Here is an 18,432-nt window from a genome sequence, read left to right as displayed (position 1 = left end):
AGGGACGGCACCATCAATCGACCAATTCGTGCCTCCCACCAACCGAACACTCGCGGGGGAATTGCTGGCATTGGATCGCCGTCTGTTGGTCGCCCAAATTGATGGGTGGCACCAATCTGGGGCGGAGGCTGCGGGGTGGGGTGCGTCAACGACATGCGATTGTTCTGCATCAGCTATCATTCTTGCTGCGTTTTCCCCACACCGCTGATCGCAAGTTCCCGATGAAGTCCATCGCAGTCATCGTCACCCTGTTGCTGATTCACGCCTCCATCGCCAATGGAGGTGGTCCGCAACCCGGGGACCTGTACCGTGAATTTTCCGTGCATAACGGCGGTGATCGCGATTGGCGTGTCACCGATAAACGCGCGGTGGACAAATTCGAGCGGGCGAAGGCGCATCTGCCCAACGCGCGGATCGAAATTCGAATCGATGACCTGGAAAACGCGATTCGCGCTGAGGCGATGTTGGATCGCTGGGGCGGCCATCGAGGCACGATCAACAAACGCATCCGGTTCAACGACAACGATTGGATCCTCGTCCCGGAATTGGAACACTTTCCCGAGGGAGTACGGCCGGAACAGTTGTTCTATCAAGACAACCCGATCGTCGACGTCCCGCTGCAATACTTGCATGAAGGCGTCAACATCTTCGATGCCGATTGCGACGAACAGGGAGGATTCGGATGGGGACAGTGGGGACTCTACTCGATGGTCCTTCGGGTCTACTATGACCGTGATCAAAAAGGGGAAAACTATCGGGCCGGTGGTCGGATCACGAACCCGCAGCCCGGCCAGACACTGGGCGAGCATCCGCAAGTCGACGTCACCGCTGAAGCGACGATGGGCGTCGCACGGATCGATGTGCTGGCGGCCTACGACGGCTATGACGAAGACGGTGATGGCCGGTTCGGCGGGTACCACGAAAGCCACTTTCAACTGGTCCGCGGCGAAGTCAACCAGATTCGTGATCACGTCGGAACATTGTGGCAACAACCGTACCGATTGACTTGGAAAACCGATTGGGTGCCCGATCAATCCCCGGGCAGCATTTCGCTGGTCGCCAGAATCCAAGACGCGCGCGGTTATTGGTCGGTCACCGAACCGGTCGAACAGCTCTCGCTGCATCGCCCGAACGCCAGCGTCAAACTGTACCGGGCCGATGACGTGCCGGAAGATTTCGGAGTCCGCGCCGGAAACACGAAATCCTGCACGTTGACGATTCCCCCGTCCGACCCGATCGATTCGGCCACACAAGCTATCCTGCACCTGCGTACCTGGCACGGCTGGGACGGGCACCACGAACCGATTCGCATCAACGATCATGCCATGCCGGTCGCCGGAAAGAACCATTTTTACGATTACGATCGGCTGGCGTTTCCACCGAGTGTTCTGAAACAAGGCACCAATACGTTCACGGTGCACTCCCAGACCGAACACCACATGCTGGAGGTGCTTTGGCCGGGGCCGGCGGTCGCCGTGCGGATGCCGCGACCGGAGGTTGTGATCAACAACGGACGCTACCAGGATCGCGACCATTTCGTGATCGACACGCCCGGTGCGATCTATTGGTTGGACAAGAACTCCGGCGGCCTGTCACGATTGATCGATCGCGAGGGCAACGATTGGATCGCATTCAAGAAAGAACCTTGGGATCGCTATCCGGCTTCGGCGGCATCTTCGTTTCGCGGATTGCCGAACCTGTTGTTTCAGGGGCAGGGAGGCGGTTTCGGGCATCCGGGATGGGATCGCGGAACCAGCGTGCAACTCGACCGGCGAACGATCCAGACGACCAGCGACAGCGGCACGTGGCGGTTGCGATGGACGTTTGATGCGACGGGGGTGGAACTGGACGTCCAGACCGATGACCCCGAGCGCGCGTTTTGGTTTCTGTACGAAGGTCCGATCGCCGGTCGTTGGGCACCGCGGTCGCAATACTTCGCCTCCGACGTCACGCCGCCATCGCAGATCCCCCACGACTACTTCGGTGGTGACAAGGTGTTTGATCGATTCCGCTGGGCGTACCTTGGCGACCGACGATCGCCGCGCGTGCTTGCCCTGGTTCATCAAACGCCCGATGACGCCGTCGACACTTATGCTCACTTGGGTGATTCCGATCAAGGCCTCGAATCATCCGACGGAATGGTCGTGTTCGGATTTGGACGAGGGGCAAAGGGGATCCAGCCGTTGCTCAAGGGTGGTCAGTCGTTTCGCATCGGTTTGATAGAATCCCCCGGCCACACCGACGCGCAGTACCAGACGATCAGCACGCAACTGGATTCCTGGTGAACTCGGCGGATCGTCGATTGCGTTCCGAGGTGTCGACCAACAATCTGCCGTCCCACCTTCAGCCTTTCTGGAATCCATCATGACGCTTCACCCGCAAGCCCAAGCCTTCGTCGACACATTGGCTGAAACGGATTCCCCGACCTGGGAAGAGTTGGGTGTGGAGAAGGCGCGTGAGGTCTTTGAAACGTTCGAAGAGATGTGCGGCGAGGGTCCGGACTTGGCGCGTGTCGAAGATCACACAATGCCGTGCGGGGTGCAGATTCGATTGTATTGCGATCGCTCGGAAACCGTCCCGGTGACGATGTTTTTTCACGGCGGCGGATGGGTGCTCGGCAATCTGCGGACGCACGACGCACTGTGCCGCCGGTTGGCAAAGGCATCCGGGTGTGCGGTCGTCGCAGTCGATTACCGATTGTCCCCCGAACACCCGTTTCCGATTCCGGTACAGGACTGTTACCGGGCGACCGAATACGTCGTGGAACATGCGGCACGATTGGGCGTCGACGCGACTCGCTTGGCCGTCACCGGTGACAGCGCCGGCGGCCACCTGGCGGCCTCGGTTGCGATCAAAGCACGCGACGAAGCGGCATTTCCGATCGCACTGCAGGTGTTGATGTATCCGGTGATCGAGCCCAATTTCGACACCGCGTCGTATCGCCAGTACGCCGACGGGTTCGGTTTGACACGTGACAGCATGAAGTGGTTCTGGCGTCAATTTCTCGGTGGCAAACCCGCCGCCAGAGAAGCGGTACCCTGTCGCGCCGAATCACATGCGAATCTGCCGCCGGCATTGATCATCACGGCCCAGTATGATGTCTTGCGAGATGAAGGCGACCAATACGCGGACCAGCTGCGCGACGCCGGCGTCGACGTGACCCACCGGCAACAACAAGGCATGCTTCACGCGTTTCTGCATTTCGCCGGTATCTTTGACACCGGGATGGAAGTCGGGCACCAGGTCGCGGTCGAGATCGGCGAGCGGTTGAGAGCGTAGCGGAAGCCGCCGAAGCTTGTCGATTTCATCAGGATTTCGAGGTTGATGAGACGATGCCAGCCCGACGCGTCAGCGAGGGGCGCTGTATGGCCCCTCGCTGACGCGTCGGGCTAACATGGGCAGCGTGAAGCCGGATAAATCAACATTCCGTTGACGCGTTCCGCTACCGCAAAATCCAATCTCGACAGCGTTTTAAAGCTCGTCGTCGCCGTTCATGACGGCGTCCTTGATCGCCTGGACCAGACGGGCGCGGCCGAGTCGTGCCAGGGCGTTAGCATCGACGTGAATCCCCATTGATTCGGCCAAGCGGATCGCCAAATCGACGTCGCGAACGCCGTGATACTGGTTCGTCACACCATCGGCGGTGTAGATCGTTTGGTGATCCGACTTGAAACCCGACTCGTAGGCATCGGACAGTTGCTGGATCCAGGTTTCCGGGATGCGTCGGGCGCGGCAATGGTCGACGCTCCAGATTTCATCGCCGGTACACTCGGCCAACAAAGACAACAACCGATGTCGTGGCACAGCGTTCATTGCTCGTCCAGCATTCGATCGATTTGTGCGGCGAGAATAAAATCATTCTCGCTCAAGCCCCCGATCGCATGCGTCGTCAACACAATCTCCAAATGACGATACCCCGTCAGGTGAAGATCGGGATGGTGTTGCTGGTCTTCGGCGATCTCGGAAATCTGATTGATGCGTTTAACAGCCTTCACAAACGTCTTGCAGTTCAACTTGCGGTGGATCTGACTGGCGTCCGAAGCGACGGTCCATTCCGGCGTCGCGCGTGCAAAGCCCGCCGCTTGATCGGGCGTCAACTTGGGGACTCCGCCCTCACAGGGAACACACTTGGATGCAGCGAGTGATTGGGACGTCGGGGCCGATGGCGTGGGGGCTGAATCAGACATGGTTCAATGCCGTGAGGGGGAGGACTTCGATTTGCTAGCAGTTCCGACGCTCATCCACGGATCGACGGCGTGAAACGCGGGACGTGGACCGTGAACATGATCTTCTGCAATCCATGATTCTACACCAGCCGGGGAAGCGATCTACCGAAGACGAACCTGGGACGACTGAACAGATCAACTCAACCGACATCAACCGATTCGCACAAGCCGTCTCGCTCTCAAGCCGCCAGCGGAAATCGGGTAAGAAGATTTCGGGGGTAAGAAAATGATGAGATGCCCCCTCCACTCGGTTTCACAAATTTTCCTACCTCCAAAATTTTCCTACCTCCTCACCAGGCCACGGCGTCCTGTCGGGTCGGAGGAAGTGGCAGAATGATTCGGGGCAGAATGATGTCGCCGTCGCTACGTTTGATTTGCGACGGGCGATATCCCCGTGTGCAACGTGGCGCCGCCCAGTCAGCCCCCTGATGATGCGGTCGCAAGGAGGCGCGACTTGAGTGAAAAAGTCGATCTGGCGGCGGTTTTGTGAAAAGACTAGGTTGCCCGACAACGGCTTCCTGCGGATCCCGTTTGCGGTGACCAAGGAATCCGAGTCGGGGGGATCGCAGCAGCCTACTCTTCTCTCTATCAACACGAAGGATCGTGACGATGTCCAGTGGCGAAAAAACTCCGAAATCAGGTTTTCAGAAACGATCCAAAACGCAGCGTGTGGTGCAACCGCCGCCGCCGACCCCGATTGAACTATCCACCCCGTCGCCACGGTTTCTGATCAGCCGGATGAGTGCGATCGGCGACACGATCCTGACCTTGCCGGTGGCCTGTGCGCTGCGAGATCGGTTTCCGGAATCGAACATTTCCTGGATCGTCGAAGAAAAATCCGCGCCGGTGGTTCGTCGTCATCCGGCCGTCGACGATTTGATCGTGCTGCCGCGAGGCTGGTTCACCTCGCCCAGTCGCATCCGCGACGCCCGTCGGCAGCTCCGCGAGCTCCACTGCGATGTTTCGATCGATTGCCAGGGGATGACCAAGTCCAGTTTGGCGTGCTATTTGTCCGGGGCGAAACATCGGATCGGATATGCCGGAAAACACGCGCGAGAGTTGAGTCGTTGGTTTTCCAACATCCAGGTCAATCCTGTTTTTCATCACCTGACCGACCGGTCGCTGGAATTGTTGATTCCGCTGGGCATTCATTCGCCATCGGTTCGCTGGGATTTACCGATCGAAGGGCCGGCGCAGGTGTGGGCGCGGCGTTATCGCAACACGATCCCGTCCAGCCGGATCGCGATCCTTAATCCGGGAGCGACGTGGCACAGCAAACGTTGGTTGCCCGAACGGTTCGGTGCGACCGCCCGCTACCTTTACGATCGCTACGGATACACCAGCATCGCGGTGTGGGGCACGTCGTTTGATCGGGCGATGGCCTCGGACATCGTTGCGACCAGCAACGGGGCGGCCATTTTGGCACCTGAAACGGATCTCCAGCACTTGGCGGCGTTGATTCAAACGGCCGACTTGTTCATCAGCAACGACACCGGTCCGTTGCACATGGCCGTGGCGGTCGGCACCAAGACGATCGGCCTGTACGGCGCGACCAAGCCGGGTGACAGCGGCCCGTACGGCCAAACCGCCATCCAAGTGGCCTATGAATCGGGATCGGCACGCCAACGTCGCAACGCCTCCAACGCGGCGATGTGTGCGATCGGAGTCGAGCATGTCTGCCAAGCGGTCGACGAGATCGAGCATCAACGTCAGATGCTGGTCGCCGCGTGACGGAGCGAACCGTGATCGATCCGAACAGCCGAGACCGGTCGACCAGCGTGCAAGACCTGCGTGATCTGGTGGAACAGTTTGTCGCCGAGCGCAACTGGCATTCCTTCCACAACCCCAAGAACCTGGCGATGTCGCTGGGGATCGAAACCGGGGAGTTGATGGAGCATTTTCAGTGGTTGACGCTCGACGAAGCGGCCGAGGTGCAACACGATGCGGCGAAGAAGCATGACGTCGGCGAAGAGCTGGCCGATTGTCTGGCGTATGTGTTGGCGATCGCCAACACGATGGAAATCGATCTCAGTTCCACGCTGGCCAAGAAGATGATCCGCAACGCGGAGAAGTACCCGGCGCCCCGAGGATGACGGCCGTTCCGGGCGGTCGTGACAAGCTGTACGACGGCCCTTCCGGGCGGTCGCGGCAAGCTGTACGACGGCCCTTCCGGGCGGTCGCGACAAGCGTGCGTCTCGTTCTCGGACTCCGCCCGGGGACGGACGCGTGCAAAGGCTCCGCCGGGGCAGCTCAAAATCGTGGGGCGTCGCATCGCATGATTTCTGCCGAATCAAATGTTCGATCCACCATCGACAAACAGACGGCGGCTAAGCAGAGAAACTCGACGAACATCAGCCAGTATGCGCACTTGGTTTAGTTCCTAAACGAGCTGCGAAAATAGGGTAAGAACATTTCGGGGTAAGAAAATGGTGAATTGCCCCCTCCATGACGTCTCGCCAATTTTCCTACCTCCAAAATCTTCCTACCTCGCCAGCTGCCACGTCGGCGGGGAACTGAAGAGGAGGGCAAAATAATTCGCACACTGAATGATGAAACGCCGTGGGTAGACGGCTTATCTCATGGGAATTCGGCGGCATTGAAACCGTCAGAATTCCTCTGCCGAAAACTCGCACGGATTGCAAGGTGATGCACTGCCCGAGCCACCGCCTCTGGTTAAACGCCGCTGCCTCTGGTTAAACGCGGCGTGTTCGCGGCAGGAGCCACGCCTGCAGTGCGTTCCCAGGCGGAGCCTTGGAACGAGGCGGCGAGGCAGGGAAGGCGACCGCGGCCCGCCCCTAGCCCAGCATCCAGGCGGCTTTGTAGCGGAGGCCAAGATTCAGGATCCGCTGCATCAGCATCGAGTATTCGATGCCGGCCCGTTCAGCCGACTCGGCAAAATCCTCGCCGTACTCCAGGTTGGGATTCGCGTTGGCTTCCAACACGTGGATCTCCCCCGAATCGCTCAGCCGCAAGTCCATTCGGGCATAGCCGCTCATATTGAGAGCACGGTAGACGCGTTTGCAGATCTTTTGGATCTTTTCGCCCATTTCGCCATCCAAGTCGGTCGCTTCGTGCGTCGTGATGCCGTGTTTTTCCTGGTACTTGCGATTCCATTTGACTTGGCTGGTCGCGATCCGGGCGGTGTCGGAGGGCATTTTGCCGAAGTCCATTTCCCAGGGGGGAAAGGTTTGCAGGCGTTGGTTGCCGATCACGCCGACGTAGATCTCACGGCCTTCGATGTACTGTTCGACCATGGCGTCGTCGCGGGTGTGCTCGTGGACGAAGGCGACGCGTTCGGACAACTGTTCGTCGTTCTGCACGATCGAGGCTTGAGAGATCCCGAACGAGGCGTCTTCGGAGACCGATTTGACGAACAGCGGAAACTCCAGCTTCTTGGGCCGGTGGATCGTGCGTCCGTAGGGGAACACGGTGAAGCGTGGCGTCTGGATACGGTGGTAGGTCAGGATTTTCTTGCTGAGCGCCTTGTCCTTGCTCAACAACAATCCCCGCGGGTTGCAACCGGTGTAGGGCTGCTGCATCAATTCCAGATAGCTGATGACGGCAAAGTCGTACGTCACGACGCCGTGAAACTCTTCCAACAGCATGAACGTGATGTGCGGCTTGAATTCGCTCAATGCATTGCGGATCGGGGCCAAGTCGTCGTAAACGCCCAGGGGAAGCACTTCGTGCCCCATCAGCCGCAGCGTGTCACAGACGTCGAATTCCGCTTTCCACGCGTCGAGTTCTTTTTCCGAGATACCTTCCAGGGTCAGGGGGGGAACATGCCCGGTGCGGACCAGCACCAATACACGCAGCTTGCTCACATCATTACCCGTCGATGACCCGAATTGAGATAATTGCTTGTCCGCAGGGCCACCAGGATCATTGCGTCACGTTTGCAAATCTCCGGGGCGGAGCCCAGCCTTAACTCTAACTCTCGACACCGTTCGATCATTTCCTGCAGCACTTGATCGACCATGTACGTGTAGGCTCCGGTCCAATCCGCAACGACCCTCCGAATCTCCCCACGCCAACGCGACAGCAGGGCTGCGGCGGTGGGGTTACGCCGATGGCTCCGGTCGCAGGAAAAGAGCTTGCAAAGATCTTTGTCGAAGACGTTCGGATAATTCATTCCGTAGTATTCGCGTTTCCGCTGGTAATGCGTCCGCAGCGTGCGGCGAATTTGCGACAAGGGATCGATCCGCTGCTTGGATTGCACCATCGCCGGTTTGCCTTCCAATCCGCTCATCAATTCATCGATATAGCACAATTTTTTCAGCGCCGGCCAATTCCGGTAACGCGTCCTCCAGCGTGACTTGGGCGGCAACCAAACGGCAAAGGTCTCCGCAAAATCCTCCAATGGATGGGCTTGAGCATACCACATGTCCAGGTGCAGCACGTATTCGCGGGACTGCGGCTTGGGGCTGTAAAACTCCGGGTAGGGTTCCGACGGTTTGCCGAACAACTCTCGATAGCGGGCTTTGCGACGGATCTGAAACGCCGTGTCGATCGCGTGACCGGCTTCGTGCCGCAAGATTTTCATGCACCAGGTCTTGTTTCCCCCTTCGACCTCCAACAACTGTTTGCGTTCCAATCGGATCAGCCGGGGGTGTGCCAGGTAGAAAGGGATCGCGATGCCGGGGATTCCGTCGGGAGAAAACCAATCATCGCTGAGCCAGAAGTGCGGACGAAAGTTCAGTCCCCGCTCGGCCAATTCACCGTTCAATTGATCGATCCGGGCTTCCAATGGCGTCCCGACAATGGAAAGCTGTAGATCACAGATCCGCATGTCCAACAATTCTTCGTCCGACAGCGACGACAGATCTTGGGTTCTCCGTGCCATGGTTGTTGCGGTTGAGTCGTGAAATGGAAGTCCGATCGATGATCCTGGCGAGCCGCGATGGACTGCCTGCATCCGTGCAACCGACGTTACAAGATGTCCTTACCCCAAAACAATACGTTACCGATATCAAGCGACGAGTCTAACGACCAACCGCAGTCAAAACAAACGACACGTTGCGCGCTGTTGACCGGGGCCGGACGATCGGCGATCGCAGTGATCGAAATCTGGGGCCCGCGCGCCGCCGACGGTGTCGCCACCTTCTTTCGCACGAACACAGCACGTGCGATGGATGTCGGTCAAGTCCGATTTGGAGTTTGGGCGCAGCCGACGTCGGCGGATCAAGCCCACACCGCCGGCGAATCGATCGTGGTCGTGCCGACGGCCGAACAATGTTTCGAGTTGCATTGCCACGGCGGTCCCGCGGCGATCCGGCGAATCATCGACGACCTCGCGTCCATCAGTGTTCGCCAAGTCGCCCCCCGACGTTTCTCCGCCATTCCCGCCTCCGCGTTGCAATCGCTCGTTGACGACGTCGACCGCCGATTGGCCGACGAAGCCTGTGACGTGCTGTCACGATGCACGACGGTCAATACCGCCGCCATCGCTCTGGATCAACTCCGCGGCGGGCTGCGACAATGGCGGCGACAATCCATCGAGACGCTTGCCGATCGCAGCAGTGATGCCGCGGACATTGCCCGTCAAGCCGGAGCAATCGCGTCTGCGGGACGTCTCGGAATCCGCCTTGCAAAACCCTTTGACGTCGTGCTGGCCGGGCCCCCCAACGTCGGAAAGAGCAGTCTGATCAACGCGATGGTGGGTTACGATCGCAGCATCACGATGGACTTTGCCGGAACCACCCGCGATGTCTTGGATGCCGACACCGTGTTCGACGGCTGGCCGCTACGATTGCGAGACACCGCGGGGCTGCACGCCAGTGACGACACGATCGAACGGCAGGGGATCGACCGAGCCATGCTGGCGATCGCAAACGCCGATCTGGTCGTCCAAGTCAGCGAGCCGGGATTGCAATGGGATCCCACCGTGATCGATGCGATTCGCCGCGTCGGTCCCTCCGTGCCCAGCTTGCAGGTGATCAACAAGTCCGACCTGTCGCCGGCCGAATCGATCGATTCGTCAAAGGATGCTCTGGCGACGGTCGCGACGACCGGCCAAGGTGTTCGCGAGCTGCTTGAAACGATGATCACGATGCTTGTGGCCGAGATGCCACCGTCCGGATCGCCGGTCCCGATCAATCAACGCCAGTGGGATTGGGTGGCTGAAATCGCCCGCTTGGGACAGCGGCCCGACGCGATGCTCGCCTGCCTCACTCGCGGCGAACAGCAAGGACTCGCCTTGTCGTAGCTACGCTCGATGCGAGCGTGGAGAATGTCGGGGATCCACCTTCTGACGAACGTAGCTACGTGTCATGCCATCCGACGCACATTGACGACGCGATCACTCGCTGGGGCGACGCGCTTCTTCGAGCATGCCGATCATTTCCGCGGTGACCAACGATGACGGCAACGCATAGCTGACGACGCGTCCGGCGCGGGCGATATTGATTCCGATGACGCGTCCCTGGCTGTCCAACAGCGGACCGCCGCACTGATTGGGCGCCAACACCGTGTCGTGCTGGATGACGCTGTCAAAACCGCTCAACCGGACGTTCCGCGGCCCGTTCACCTTGGCGTCATTCTCCGATTCCATCAACAACGCCTGGTCACACATCAGAGCATCTAGCTCCAGCGTGTTGTCGCCGCGTTTGATCGTCAGTCGGACGACATCGCCGGGATACATCTTGCCCAGCGTGTTGATGGCCGATTGCGAGCCGAGCAGCTGAAGACCGTTGATTTTTAGAATCCGGTCACCGTCTTGCAGCCCGGCGTTGTCGGCACCGCTTTCGGGGTGGACACGGCGAACCATCGCCGGACCCGACGGGGCGTCATAAAAATTGACGCCCAGGCGACCTTGATGGGCGATGTACCGTGCCGGGACGCCCAAGACACCGATCCCGATCGTGAATCCGTCGCGGCCGGGTGAGACCAGGAAACTTCCCGTGGGCGGATCGACGGTGCTGAACGTCGCCGGTTGGATGTTCCAATTCGCTTCGTCCCCGCCGTGAAGTTTCAGCAGCGCCAGATCGTTGGACTTTCGTCGAGCGGCCACGCGGGCATCGACTTTCTGGCCGTTGGGCAAACGAACCGAAACCGGTTCGCCGCCGCTCAGCTCGCTCCGTTTGGTCAGGATGTAGCCGTCCTCGGAGACCACCGTCCCGAGCGCGACGACCTGACCACCGGAATAAACTTGCACGACCGAGTGTTCCACCATCTCTGACAGCGGCCGGACCAGACGCATCATCGCACCGCTGTCACGCGAGGCGATCGACGTCTGGTAACGTCCCTGGCCCATCCAGTGAGGAGTCGACTGGGCAAACACCGCCGGTGCCACCCCGCCTATCGAGAGGACCATCGACACCAGCGCCATCAAAACGAAAGCTGGCGGGCAGTGTTTCGAGAACCTGTCGATCGGGTTTTGTTTCATGGCGACAATCAATAAAGGAAACAAGAACTAGCGTATGTGATTTTGGGGGCCGAGCCAACCTTCAGGGCCGGGCCAACGCGAAACAGGTTCGGCGTCAACCTTGGCGTTCCTCGTTCCGAGTTTCACCCCGACCTACCGATTTCGATGACCAACCGGACCGTGGTGTTCCCCCGTTCGACCAAAACAGAGACTCGTTCGCCGGGCATGGTGTCGGCCACCGCATCGACCAGCGACTGGAAATCGGTGATCGGCTTGGTGCCGAATTTGATCACGACGTCGCCGGCCAACATCCCACCGGCTTCGGCCGCCATGCCTGGTTTGACGGCGATGATTTCAGCGACCTTGGTGGACCGGTTTCCTGAAACCCCCAAGGTGGGTTTGAAGTTCGGCAGAAACCCCCAGGCCTCACCGAGCGCCATCCGGTCCCACGAATAATCGTAGTGGTCGATCGGCACGTGCAAGTTGTCGGCCACGTCGTTTCCGATCCGGCTGTGCACGGCGATCAATTCGCCTGCGAAGTTAAACAACGGTCCGCCGCTGTCACCCCCGATCAGGGCACAATCGGTGCGGATCACTTCCGGACGCACTTCCAGCATCCTGCCGACGCGAATCACCGCCCCGCGTGACGGATCGTAACCGCCGGGATGCCCCATCGCGATGCACCACATCCCGGGAACCAAACTATCACTGGTCCCCAAGCTGGCATGCGGCCAGGGCTTGCCGCCGTTTTGGCCCGGATCGATGCGAATCAACCCCGCATCCACTTCCCGATTCATTCCTAAAGTGGTCGCCGCGACCTGACGTCCATCGGACAGCGTCACGATCGCTTTCAACTTGGGCCGCATGGCGACATGAGCGGCCGTGATGATAAATCCGGTGTCCGAGACGATCACGCCGCACCCCTGGGCGGGACCGATTTTGACGCTGACGGTACACTTACTGGCCCGTTCGGCGACGCGTCGCTGTTGTTTTTCCATCAGCCGCAGGATCTCCAGCGACTGGGGAACCCCGCCGCGACGGTGAATCGGTTCCAGATCGATCGGCAAACTGACGCGTGTTCCGGCCGCATCGGACTCCGCACGGCGCTTCGGATCGTCGGCACCAGCCCCCTCGACAAACGCATTCTGTACAAACGCATTTTCGCGAATCGTCGCTGAGTCACGCTCGCCCGTCTGGGCGTCATCGGCGAGGGCCAATACCGGCGTGATCGCAATCGCCACCACCAAACAGCTCAACTGATAAACCAGAGCATGGGCGCAACGCCGACAGCCCGACGGAAACACCGCCCTTGCCATGAAATTGGTTTGCTGGCCCTGGTTCAAAACAAACTCCTTGATTCATCGGCCGCACTTGAAAGACTCGCGTCCCATTGTAGCCTCAACCCCAGAATTTTGAAAAAGTCACGGAAAAAGCCGGAATGAACGACAATACGGATGTTTTAGTGGTCGGCGCGGGCTACTTGGGCCAAATCGTCGCCAAGCTGTCGGCGTCAGCGGCGGCCGGTACGAGCGCGAAAGTCTACGCGACGACGCGTCATCAAAACCGCTTCGCGGAGCTTGCCGGAAACGGATTTCATCCGATCCGTTTCGATTGGACCGATCAGGCAACCTTTCCAAATCTCCCTTGGCGGCAATTGTCCGCCGCGCCGCGGGTGCTGGTCGCGGTCAGCTACGACCGAAACAGCCCGCTGGACCGCTACCAGTCGCAAGTCGGCGGGCTGCGAAGTCTTCTGCGGGTTTTGCCGACCGACGCGAGGCTGTGTTACATCAGCACGACAGGCGTGTATCACCAAACTGACGGTCGCTGGGTCGACGAAACCTCGCCGACGCACCCGACGCGACTGGGTGGCCGCGTGCACCTGCAGGCCGAATCCCTGTTGCACGCGCTGCGCCCGGCGGCACCCTGGGCCGTGCTGCGGCTGGCCGGAATCTACGGGCCCGGACGCGTCCCGCGCGCCGCCGATGTCATTGCCGGTCGCCCGATCGCATCGCCCGAATCCGGTTTTTTGAATTTAATCCATGTCCAGGACGCCGCACGGGCGGTGTTGGCGGCCTGGGAAAAGATGGCAACCGCGTCCGGGGGCCCTGTCGTTTCCATGCAATCGCGGTTGTACGCCGTCAGCGACGATGCACCGGTCATGCGGGCTGATTTCTATCGTGAAATCGCCCGCCGCTGCGGCGCCCCGGCACCGCGTTTTGTCGCCCCCCCGCCCCACGCCTCGGATCGGATGCGGAGCGACAGCAACAAACGCGTATGGAATCGAAAACTACGCCGCGAGCTGTTACCGGCGTTGGACTTCCCAGACTACCGCTGCGGGCTGGCGGATGTCTTACGGCCCCCCGTAGAATGACCTGTCACCGACTTCTGATCACCACATCGAACGCATGATCCAGCGAACTCCTATCTTTCCCGGCATTCTTGAACTGAACTTCCAAGCCCGCGAAGTCCTCGGCTGCAATGTTTATTTGATCTACGACGAAGACGAATGGGCGCTCGTCGACATCGGCTATGAAGAAACCGTCGATGATTTTGTCGAAATCATTCGCAAGCTCGATTTTCCCCTGTCGCGATGCAAAATGCTGATCGCGACCCATGCCGACGTCGATCACATCCAAGGGCTGGCGAAACTCAAGTCGCTGCTGAAAACCACCGTGACGGCACATCCCAATGCCGTGCGGCCGCTTGCCGAAGGCGACACGCTGTGGACGTTGGCCGAAATCGAAGCCCAAAATCTGAAGCTGGACATGCCCAAGGTCGAGGTGGAACACCAGGTGACCGACGGCGATGTGATCAAAATCGGCAACCTGGACGTCGAAGTCTGGCACACCCCCGGCCACACCAACAGCCAACTCGCCTTCCGCATCGGCGACGTGCTGCTGAGCGGTGACAACATCTACCGCGACGGCTGCATCGGCGCGATCGACGCGCACCACGGCAGCGACATCAAAGCCTTCCTCGCATCGCTACGGCGGATCCGCGACAGCGACGTCAAATGGCTGGCACCGAGCCACGGGCCGATCTTTGCCAACGACAAGGACTTCATGAACAAAACCATCGATCGCGTCAGCGGCTATCTGAAAATGGCCGACTTCGGAACGCTGGCCGAGTCCTGGCCCTTGATGGACCAATGGGACGAAGAAGTCGCCGCCGGAAAACTGCCCGATGGGTTAGGCTGAGCGGCCGCGTTATAGGCTTCCGGGTTGTCAGGGTGCGACTGGAGCGTGGCAATGGTGGCCCGGCTCCGTCGTAGCTACCTTCGCCAGAAGGTGGTCCGCGGGACGTCGGTCCGGCGACCACACTCTGGCGAGCGTCGCCACATCAACGCTTCACGAACCGAAACACCGCCTTGCCCGGATCGACGCGTTCGGCGATGCCGTCGATCGTGTCGATTTGGGCACAACGGCCGATGTCCGACGTGTACCCGGCTTCGATCAGGTTGCGTCCGCCCAGCGACAGCGCGAGCGATTCCTCAAGCGCTCGCGCCGGCGTTAGGGATTGCCGCCAGGCGCTCCACGCGATGCGGGCTGAATCATCCAGGTGATCGGTCGGTTCGCCCGGCCCGCTTCCAGATTCATTCAATCGGTCGATGATCGCACCGGCTAACAGGACGTCTTCATAGCTGATCTGGCCGTTGGTCCCGGCGCAGACGATTTGCAGGTGCGGTTCAGACTCAACGGCGGCCACGGTCGCAGCGAGATTCAAAAACGATGCGGCCAATAGCCGACGCGACCGCATCGCGGCCTGGATCGCCCGCGTCCCGTTGGTCGTCGTCAGCACGATGTCGCGGCCGACAACGCGATCGGGCGTGTATTCGGCCGGCGAATTGCCGAGATCGAATCCATCGATCGGCTTGCAGTGGCGTTCGCCGCACAGCAACGGGCGACTTGGCGGTTGATCGGCGCGTTCGCTATCTGACTGGTCGGCGATTTCAAAGGCCGCGTGGATATTTTCGCACGTGATCATTCGCTTCGCCCCGGCCAGACCCGCCGTCGTCATCACGCTGGTCGCGCGCAAGACGTCGATGATGATCGAACACGCCTGATGCAATTCACACTCCGGCGCCAGCCCCGACGGCGTCAGTGCGACGGAAATTGATCGACTCATTAAACCATCCGCATGGATTTCCAGCGGCCTCCCAAGAATCGTGTGGTCATCGCAATCGCCAACGCCCAGATCCAAATCGTGATCACCCACCACCACCACGTCAGCGAGGAACGGCCCGGATCAAACGCGATCCCAGCGGCGATCGAAAGCGCGCTGGTCGCCGCGCCGGCGGCGAGCACAAACCATGTGTCTCCGGCACCCTTGAGTGCCGCGCTTAAAATCAATTGCACCGCGTCGACCAACACGTACGACGCGACAAATCCCAACAATCCGCCGGCCAGCAAGATCGCCTGACGAGAATCCTCGTCCGGTGTGCCTAAACCATACAGCGACAGCATCCAGTCCCCCGCGACAAGGTAGGCGATCGCCCAAACCCCGGAATAGAACAGCGCGATCAACAACGACGCCAGCGACGTTCGCACGGCAAAGGCCGGGCCGTTTTGCAGCAGGTGCCTGCCCACCAGCACCGACGCGGCGATCGCGATCCCGACCAAGGGGATGAACGCGACCATGTTGAAATTGATCGCCATCGTCGTCGCGCGCAGCGGCACGTCGCCCAGTTGTCCGATCCTTAAGATGATGATCGTGAACGCGCCGGCCTCGGTCAGATACATCAATCCGCTGGGCAGACTGTAGTACAAGAAATTGCGCAGCATCGGCAAATCCAGACCGAACCCGCCGCGCATCCGATAGCGACTCTCCAGCCCCGGACGGCTCAACAACCAGCTGTAACAAACGACTTTGAACCAAAACGCGATCACGCTGCCGATGGCGGCCCCGGCGATACCCAAGGCCGGCAGACCGCCCCAGCCAAAGATCAGCACGACGTCCAGGACCACGTTCAGCAGCCCGCTGGCGACAGACACCCACATGATCACCGACGTGCGTTCGGTGCCACTGAAAAAACCGCTCAGCGCCGACTCGATCACCAGCCCCAACCCGCCCAGCATCAACCATCGCATGTAGGTCGCCTCGGCCGCGATCAACTCCTCCGGTTGCCCCGTCAGGCGAAACAGTGATTCGGCGCCCAGAAATGCGGCGACGAAAAACGGAACCGTCATCAGCGACAACCAGATCGATTGCCAGAGTAGACGCCCGACCTTTTCGGGTTCGCCGTTACCGATCAGCTGACCGATCACCGCACCGGTCATCGCGGCGGCCCCGATCGGCACACAAACCACGACCCAAAACAGATTGCCGCCGGCCATCGATGCGCTCATCGAAGCACCGTCATAGAACATCAACAGCGTGCGATCGGCGAACAACACGACCGACATCATGCCGGCGCTGATCATCAACGGCACCGCCACGCGGAGCACTTCAATGGCCGCCTGGGCCAAATTCGTCGGGACCGGTAGATCGTCCGCGGCCCCCGGACGCGGAGCGAGATCCGCGGGTTGCGCCAAATCGTGACGCCCGCCAGAAATTTCCGACATCAGACGTCACGCAAACCGATCGGAAGGCATCCGCGAGACGACCACCGCGATCACCACCCCGGCGATCAAACCGCCCAGGTGTGCCCCGTTGGCGATGCGTTCGACGAAGAAGATGCAAAACACCAACCAGCCCAGCATGATCGCGACGTTCGAGGGCATCATGCGGACCGGATACGACGGCGAGAGTGCGGGCCGAATCCAAAGGTAACCGAACAGTCCATAGACGGCCCCCGATGCCCCGATCGAAAACGGCGAACCGGCCAATCCCCTGAATAGCTCCGGCAACGCTTCTTCCGGCGGCAGCCAAATCTGCACCAGACCGCCAAAGATCCCACTGGCCAACAGCAAAAACGCCATGAACCAAGACCCTTGCAGTCGCTCGATCGCCGAACCCAAAAAGAAAATCCCGAGCATATTGAACGCCAAATGATACGTGTCCCCGTGCAAAAACAGCGGCGTGACCAACCGCCACACCTGGCCCTTCTTGATCGACGCCAACGGGTCTTTGCTGATCACGTAATCGCGCCAATCGACGAAGGACAGTCCATAAAAGATGGTTTCCTCGGTCGAAAGTTCGCCGGGAACTTGCGACGGCTTGGGTTGGCCGAACCCGGTCGAAAAACTGGCGATCACCGACAGGATCACCATCGCGATCACCACCGGAATCGTCTGCTGCCGGATCGGCACGCCCATCAGCCCCCCGCTGCCGGTCGCGGGCGACTTCGGATTGACCTTTTGCTGCAATCGTTTTTTGCGTTTTTCATCCGACTGTCGCTGCTTGCGAATTCGATCCGCCTCCTCACCGACACGGTACTTTTCATCCGTCGGCGACTGCAAAAACGCCTCCAGTTCCTGTTTGGCCCGAGGAACGTGCGATTCGTCACGAATCCACAAATTGCACGTTGTTGCCGCCACAGCGCCATCCGATTGGGGGGCGTCTTCGATGTCGACGTTGCATTCGATCGAAAGCGTGAACAAAAAGTCCGCAAAGCGTCTGGCGAGGTCAGGATCCGTCAAAGTGCCGATTCGGCGCATGCAATTGTCACAGATAGGTGGAAAAAACGGCCGCAGATCGGGTGTATTGCGGACCGGGGCGGACTGCGATGGGGCGCAGAGACTTGCCGCAGAGACTTGCCGACAGGGGCGGTCTACCCGATACTATGACGGTTAGTCAGTTTTGCCGCCATGCGGTCCACAAAATAGTCACCGGCGGATCGGCCCCTTTCGGCCGTTCGTCTTACATTCCGACCGGTGATCTGACTAAATAGAATGACAACGCTCG

The 18,432-nt window shown here is 59.9% G+C and carries 16 protein-coding genes; 7 read left to right on the top strand and 9 right to left on the bottom strand.

Features of this window, described 5'->3' with window-relative positions; all coding sequences use genetic code 11:
- The first annotated feature begins 221 nt into the window (after positions 1-221).
- Complete coding sequence (locus Mal15_RS25225; RefSeq protein ID WP_147870282.1) at positions 222-2,285, top strand: hypothetical protein; 2,064 nt, start codon at positions 222-224, stop codon at positions 2,283-2,285.
- A gap of 79 nt (positions 2,286-2,364) precedes the next feature.
- On the top strand, positions 2,365-3,279 hold the full coding sequence (locus Mal15_RS25220) for an alpha/beta hydrolase (RefSeq protein WP_147870281.1): 915 nt from the start codon (positions 2,365-2,367) through the stop codon (positions 3,277-3,279).
- A 192-nt stretch (positions 3,280-3,471) separates the two neighbouring features.
- On the opposite strand, the gene Mal15_RS25215 is transcribed toward Mal15_RS25220, so the two are convergent.
- Together Mal15_RS25215 and Mal15_RS25210 are read right to left on the bottom strand one after the other, a co-directional pair.
- A complete protein-coding gene (locus tag Mal15_RS25215) occupies positions 3,472-3,813 on the bottom strand; it encodes a hypothetical protein (RefSeq protein WP_147870280.1) in 342 nt (113 codons plus the stop codon).
- Positions 3,810-4,187 (bottom strand): 4a-hydroxytetrahydrobiopterin dehydratase, encoded by a 378-nt coding sequence (locus tag Mal15_RS25210; RefSeq protein ID WP_147870279.1) that lies wholly within the window; start codon positions 4,185-4,187, stop codon positions 3,810-3,812. The genes Mal15_RS25215 and Mal15_RS25210 overlap by 4 nt, the downstream gene beginning before the upstream one ends.
- A 648-nt stretch (positions 4,188-4,835) precedes the next feature.
- Between Mal15_RS25210 and Mal15_RS25205 the strand changes: the two genes are divergently transcribed.
- A complete protein-coding gene (locus Mal15_RS25205; RefSeq protein WP_233903019.1) occupies positions 4,836-5,957 on the top strand; it encodes a glycosyltransferase family 9 protein in 1,122 nt (373 codons plus the stop codon).
- An 11-nt stretch (positions 5,958-5,968) separates the two neighbouring features.
- Entirely contained in the window at positions 5,969-6,319 is a 351-nt protein-coding gene (locus tag Mal15_RS34755) for a nucleotide pyrophosphohydrolase (RefSeq protein WP_390623540.1), read from the top strand.
- Between the two features lie 702 nt (positions 6,320-7,021).
- Here Mal15_RS34755 and Mal15_RS25195 read toward each other — a convergent pair.
- Complete coding sequence (locus Mal15_RS25195) at positions 7,022-8,050, bottom strand: D-alanine--D-alanine ligase family protein (RefSeq protein WP_147870278.1); 1,029 nt, start codon at positions 8,048-8,050, stop codon at positions 7,022-7,024.
- Entirely contained in the window at positions 8,047-9,069 is a 1,023-nt protein-coding gene (locus Mal15_RS25190) for a putative zinc-binding metallopeptidase (protein WP_147870277.1), read from the bottom strand. The genes Mal15_RS25195 and Mal15_RS25190 overlap by 4 nt, the downstream gene beginning before the upstream one ends.
- A gap of 93 nt (positions 9,070-9,162) precedes the next feature.
- Here Mal15_RS25190 and Mal15_RS25185 point away from each other — a divergent pair, with 93 nt between their 5' ends.
- Positions 9,163-10,431 (top strand): GTPase, encoded by a 1,269-nt coding sequence (locus tag Mal15_RS25185; protein ID WP_167547036.1) that lies wholly within the window; start codon positions 9,163-9,165, stop codon positions 10,429-10,431.
- Between the two features lie 93 nt (positions 10,432-10,524).
- On the opposite strand, the gene Mal15_RS25180 is transcribed toward Mal15_RS25185, so the two are convergent.
- Together Mal15_RS25180 and Mal15_RS25175 are read right to left on the bottom strand one after the other, a co-directional pair.
- On the bottom strand, positions 10,525-11,610 hold the full coding sequence (locus tag Mal15_RS25180) for a S1C family serine protease (RefSeq protein WP_233903017.1): 1,086 nt from the start codon (positions 11,608-11,610) through the stop codon (positions 10,525-10,527).
- Positions 11,611-11,732: 122 nt separating this feature from the next.
- Complete coding sequence (locus tag Mal15_RS25175) at positions 11,733-12,932, bottom strand: S1C family serine protease (RefSeq protein ID WP_233903016.1); 1,200 nt, start codon at positions 12,930-12,932, stop codon at positions 11,733-11,735.
- A 95-nt stretch (positions 12,933-13,027) separates the two neighbouring features.
- Between Mal15_RS25175 and Mal15_RS25170 the strand changes: the two genes are divergently transcribed.
- Positions 13,028-13,960 carry an NAD-dependent epimerase/dehydratase family protein gene (locus Mal15_RS25170; protein WP_147870275.1) on the top strand — a complete coding sequence of 311 codons (933 nt, stop codon included), beginning with the start codon at positions 13,028-13,030 and terminating at the stop codon, positions 13,958-13,960.
- Between the two features lie 34 nt (positions 13,961-13,994).
- Positions 13,995-14,786: an MBL fold metallo-hydrolase gene (locus tag Mal15_RS25165; RefSeq protein WP_147870274.1), complete on the top strand. Its 792-nt coding sequence runs from the start codon at positions 13,995-13,997 to the stop codon at positions 14,784-14,786.
- Positions 14,787-14,928: 142 nt separating this feature from the next.
- Here the strand turns inward: Mal15_RS25165 and Mal15_RS25160 are convergent, their stop codons facing one another.
- Genes Mal15_RS25160 through Mal15_RS25150 form a run of 3 tightly spaced genes read right to left on the bottom strand, consistent with a single transcriptional unit; the run spans position 14,929 to position 18,185 of the window.
- Positions 14,929-15,714: a 2-phosphosulfolactate phosphatase gene (locus Mal15_RS25160; RefSeq protein WP_147870273.1), complete on the bottom strand. Its 786-nt coding sequence runs from the start codon at positions 15,712-15,714 to the stop codon at positions 14,929-14,931.
- A complete protein-coding gene (locus Mal15_RS25155) occupies positions 15,714-17,150 on the bottom strand; it encodes an MATE family efflux transporter (RefSeq protein WP_147870272.1) in 1,437 nt (478 codons plus the stop codon). The genes Mal15_RS25160 and Mal15_RS25155 overlap by 1 nt, the downstream gene beginning before the upstream one ends.
- Positions 17,151-17,156: 6 nt before the next feature.
- A complete protein-coding gene (locus tag Mal15_RS25150) occupies positions 17,157-18,185 on the bottom strand; it encodes a rhomboid family intramembrane serine protease (protein ID WP_147870271.1) in 1,029 nt (342 codons plus the stop codon).
- Positions 18,186-18,432 lie beyond the last annotated feature (247 nt).

It is taken from the genome of Stieleria maiorica, from assembly GCF_008035925.1.
Classification (GTDB): Bacteria; Planctomycetota; Planctomycetia; order Pirellulales; family Pirellulaceae; genus Stieleria; species Stieleria maiorica.
Note: the sequence above shows the minus strand (reverse complement) of the source record. Positions and strands in the feature narration are given on the sequence as shown.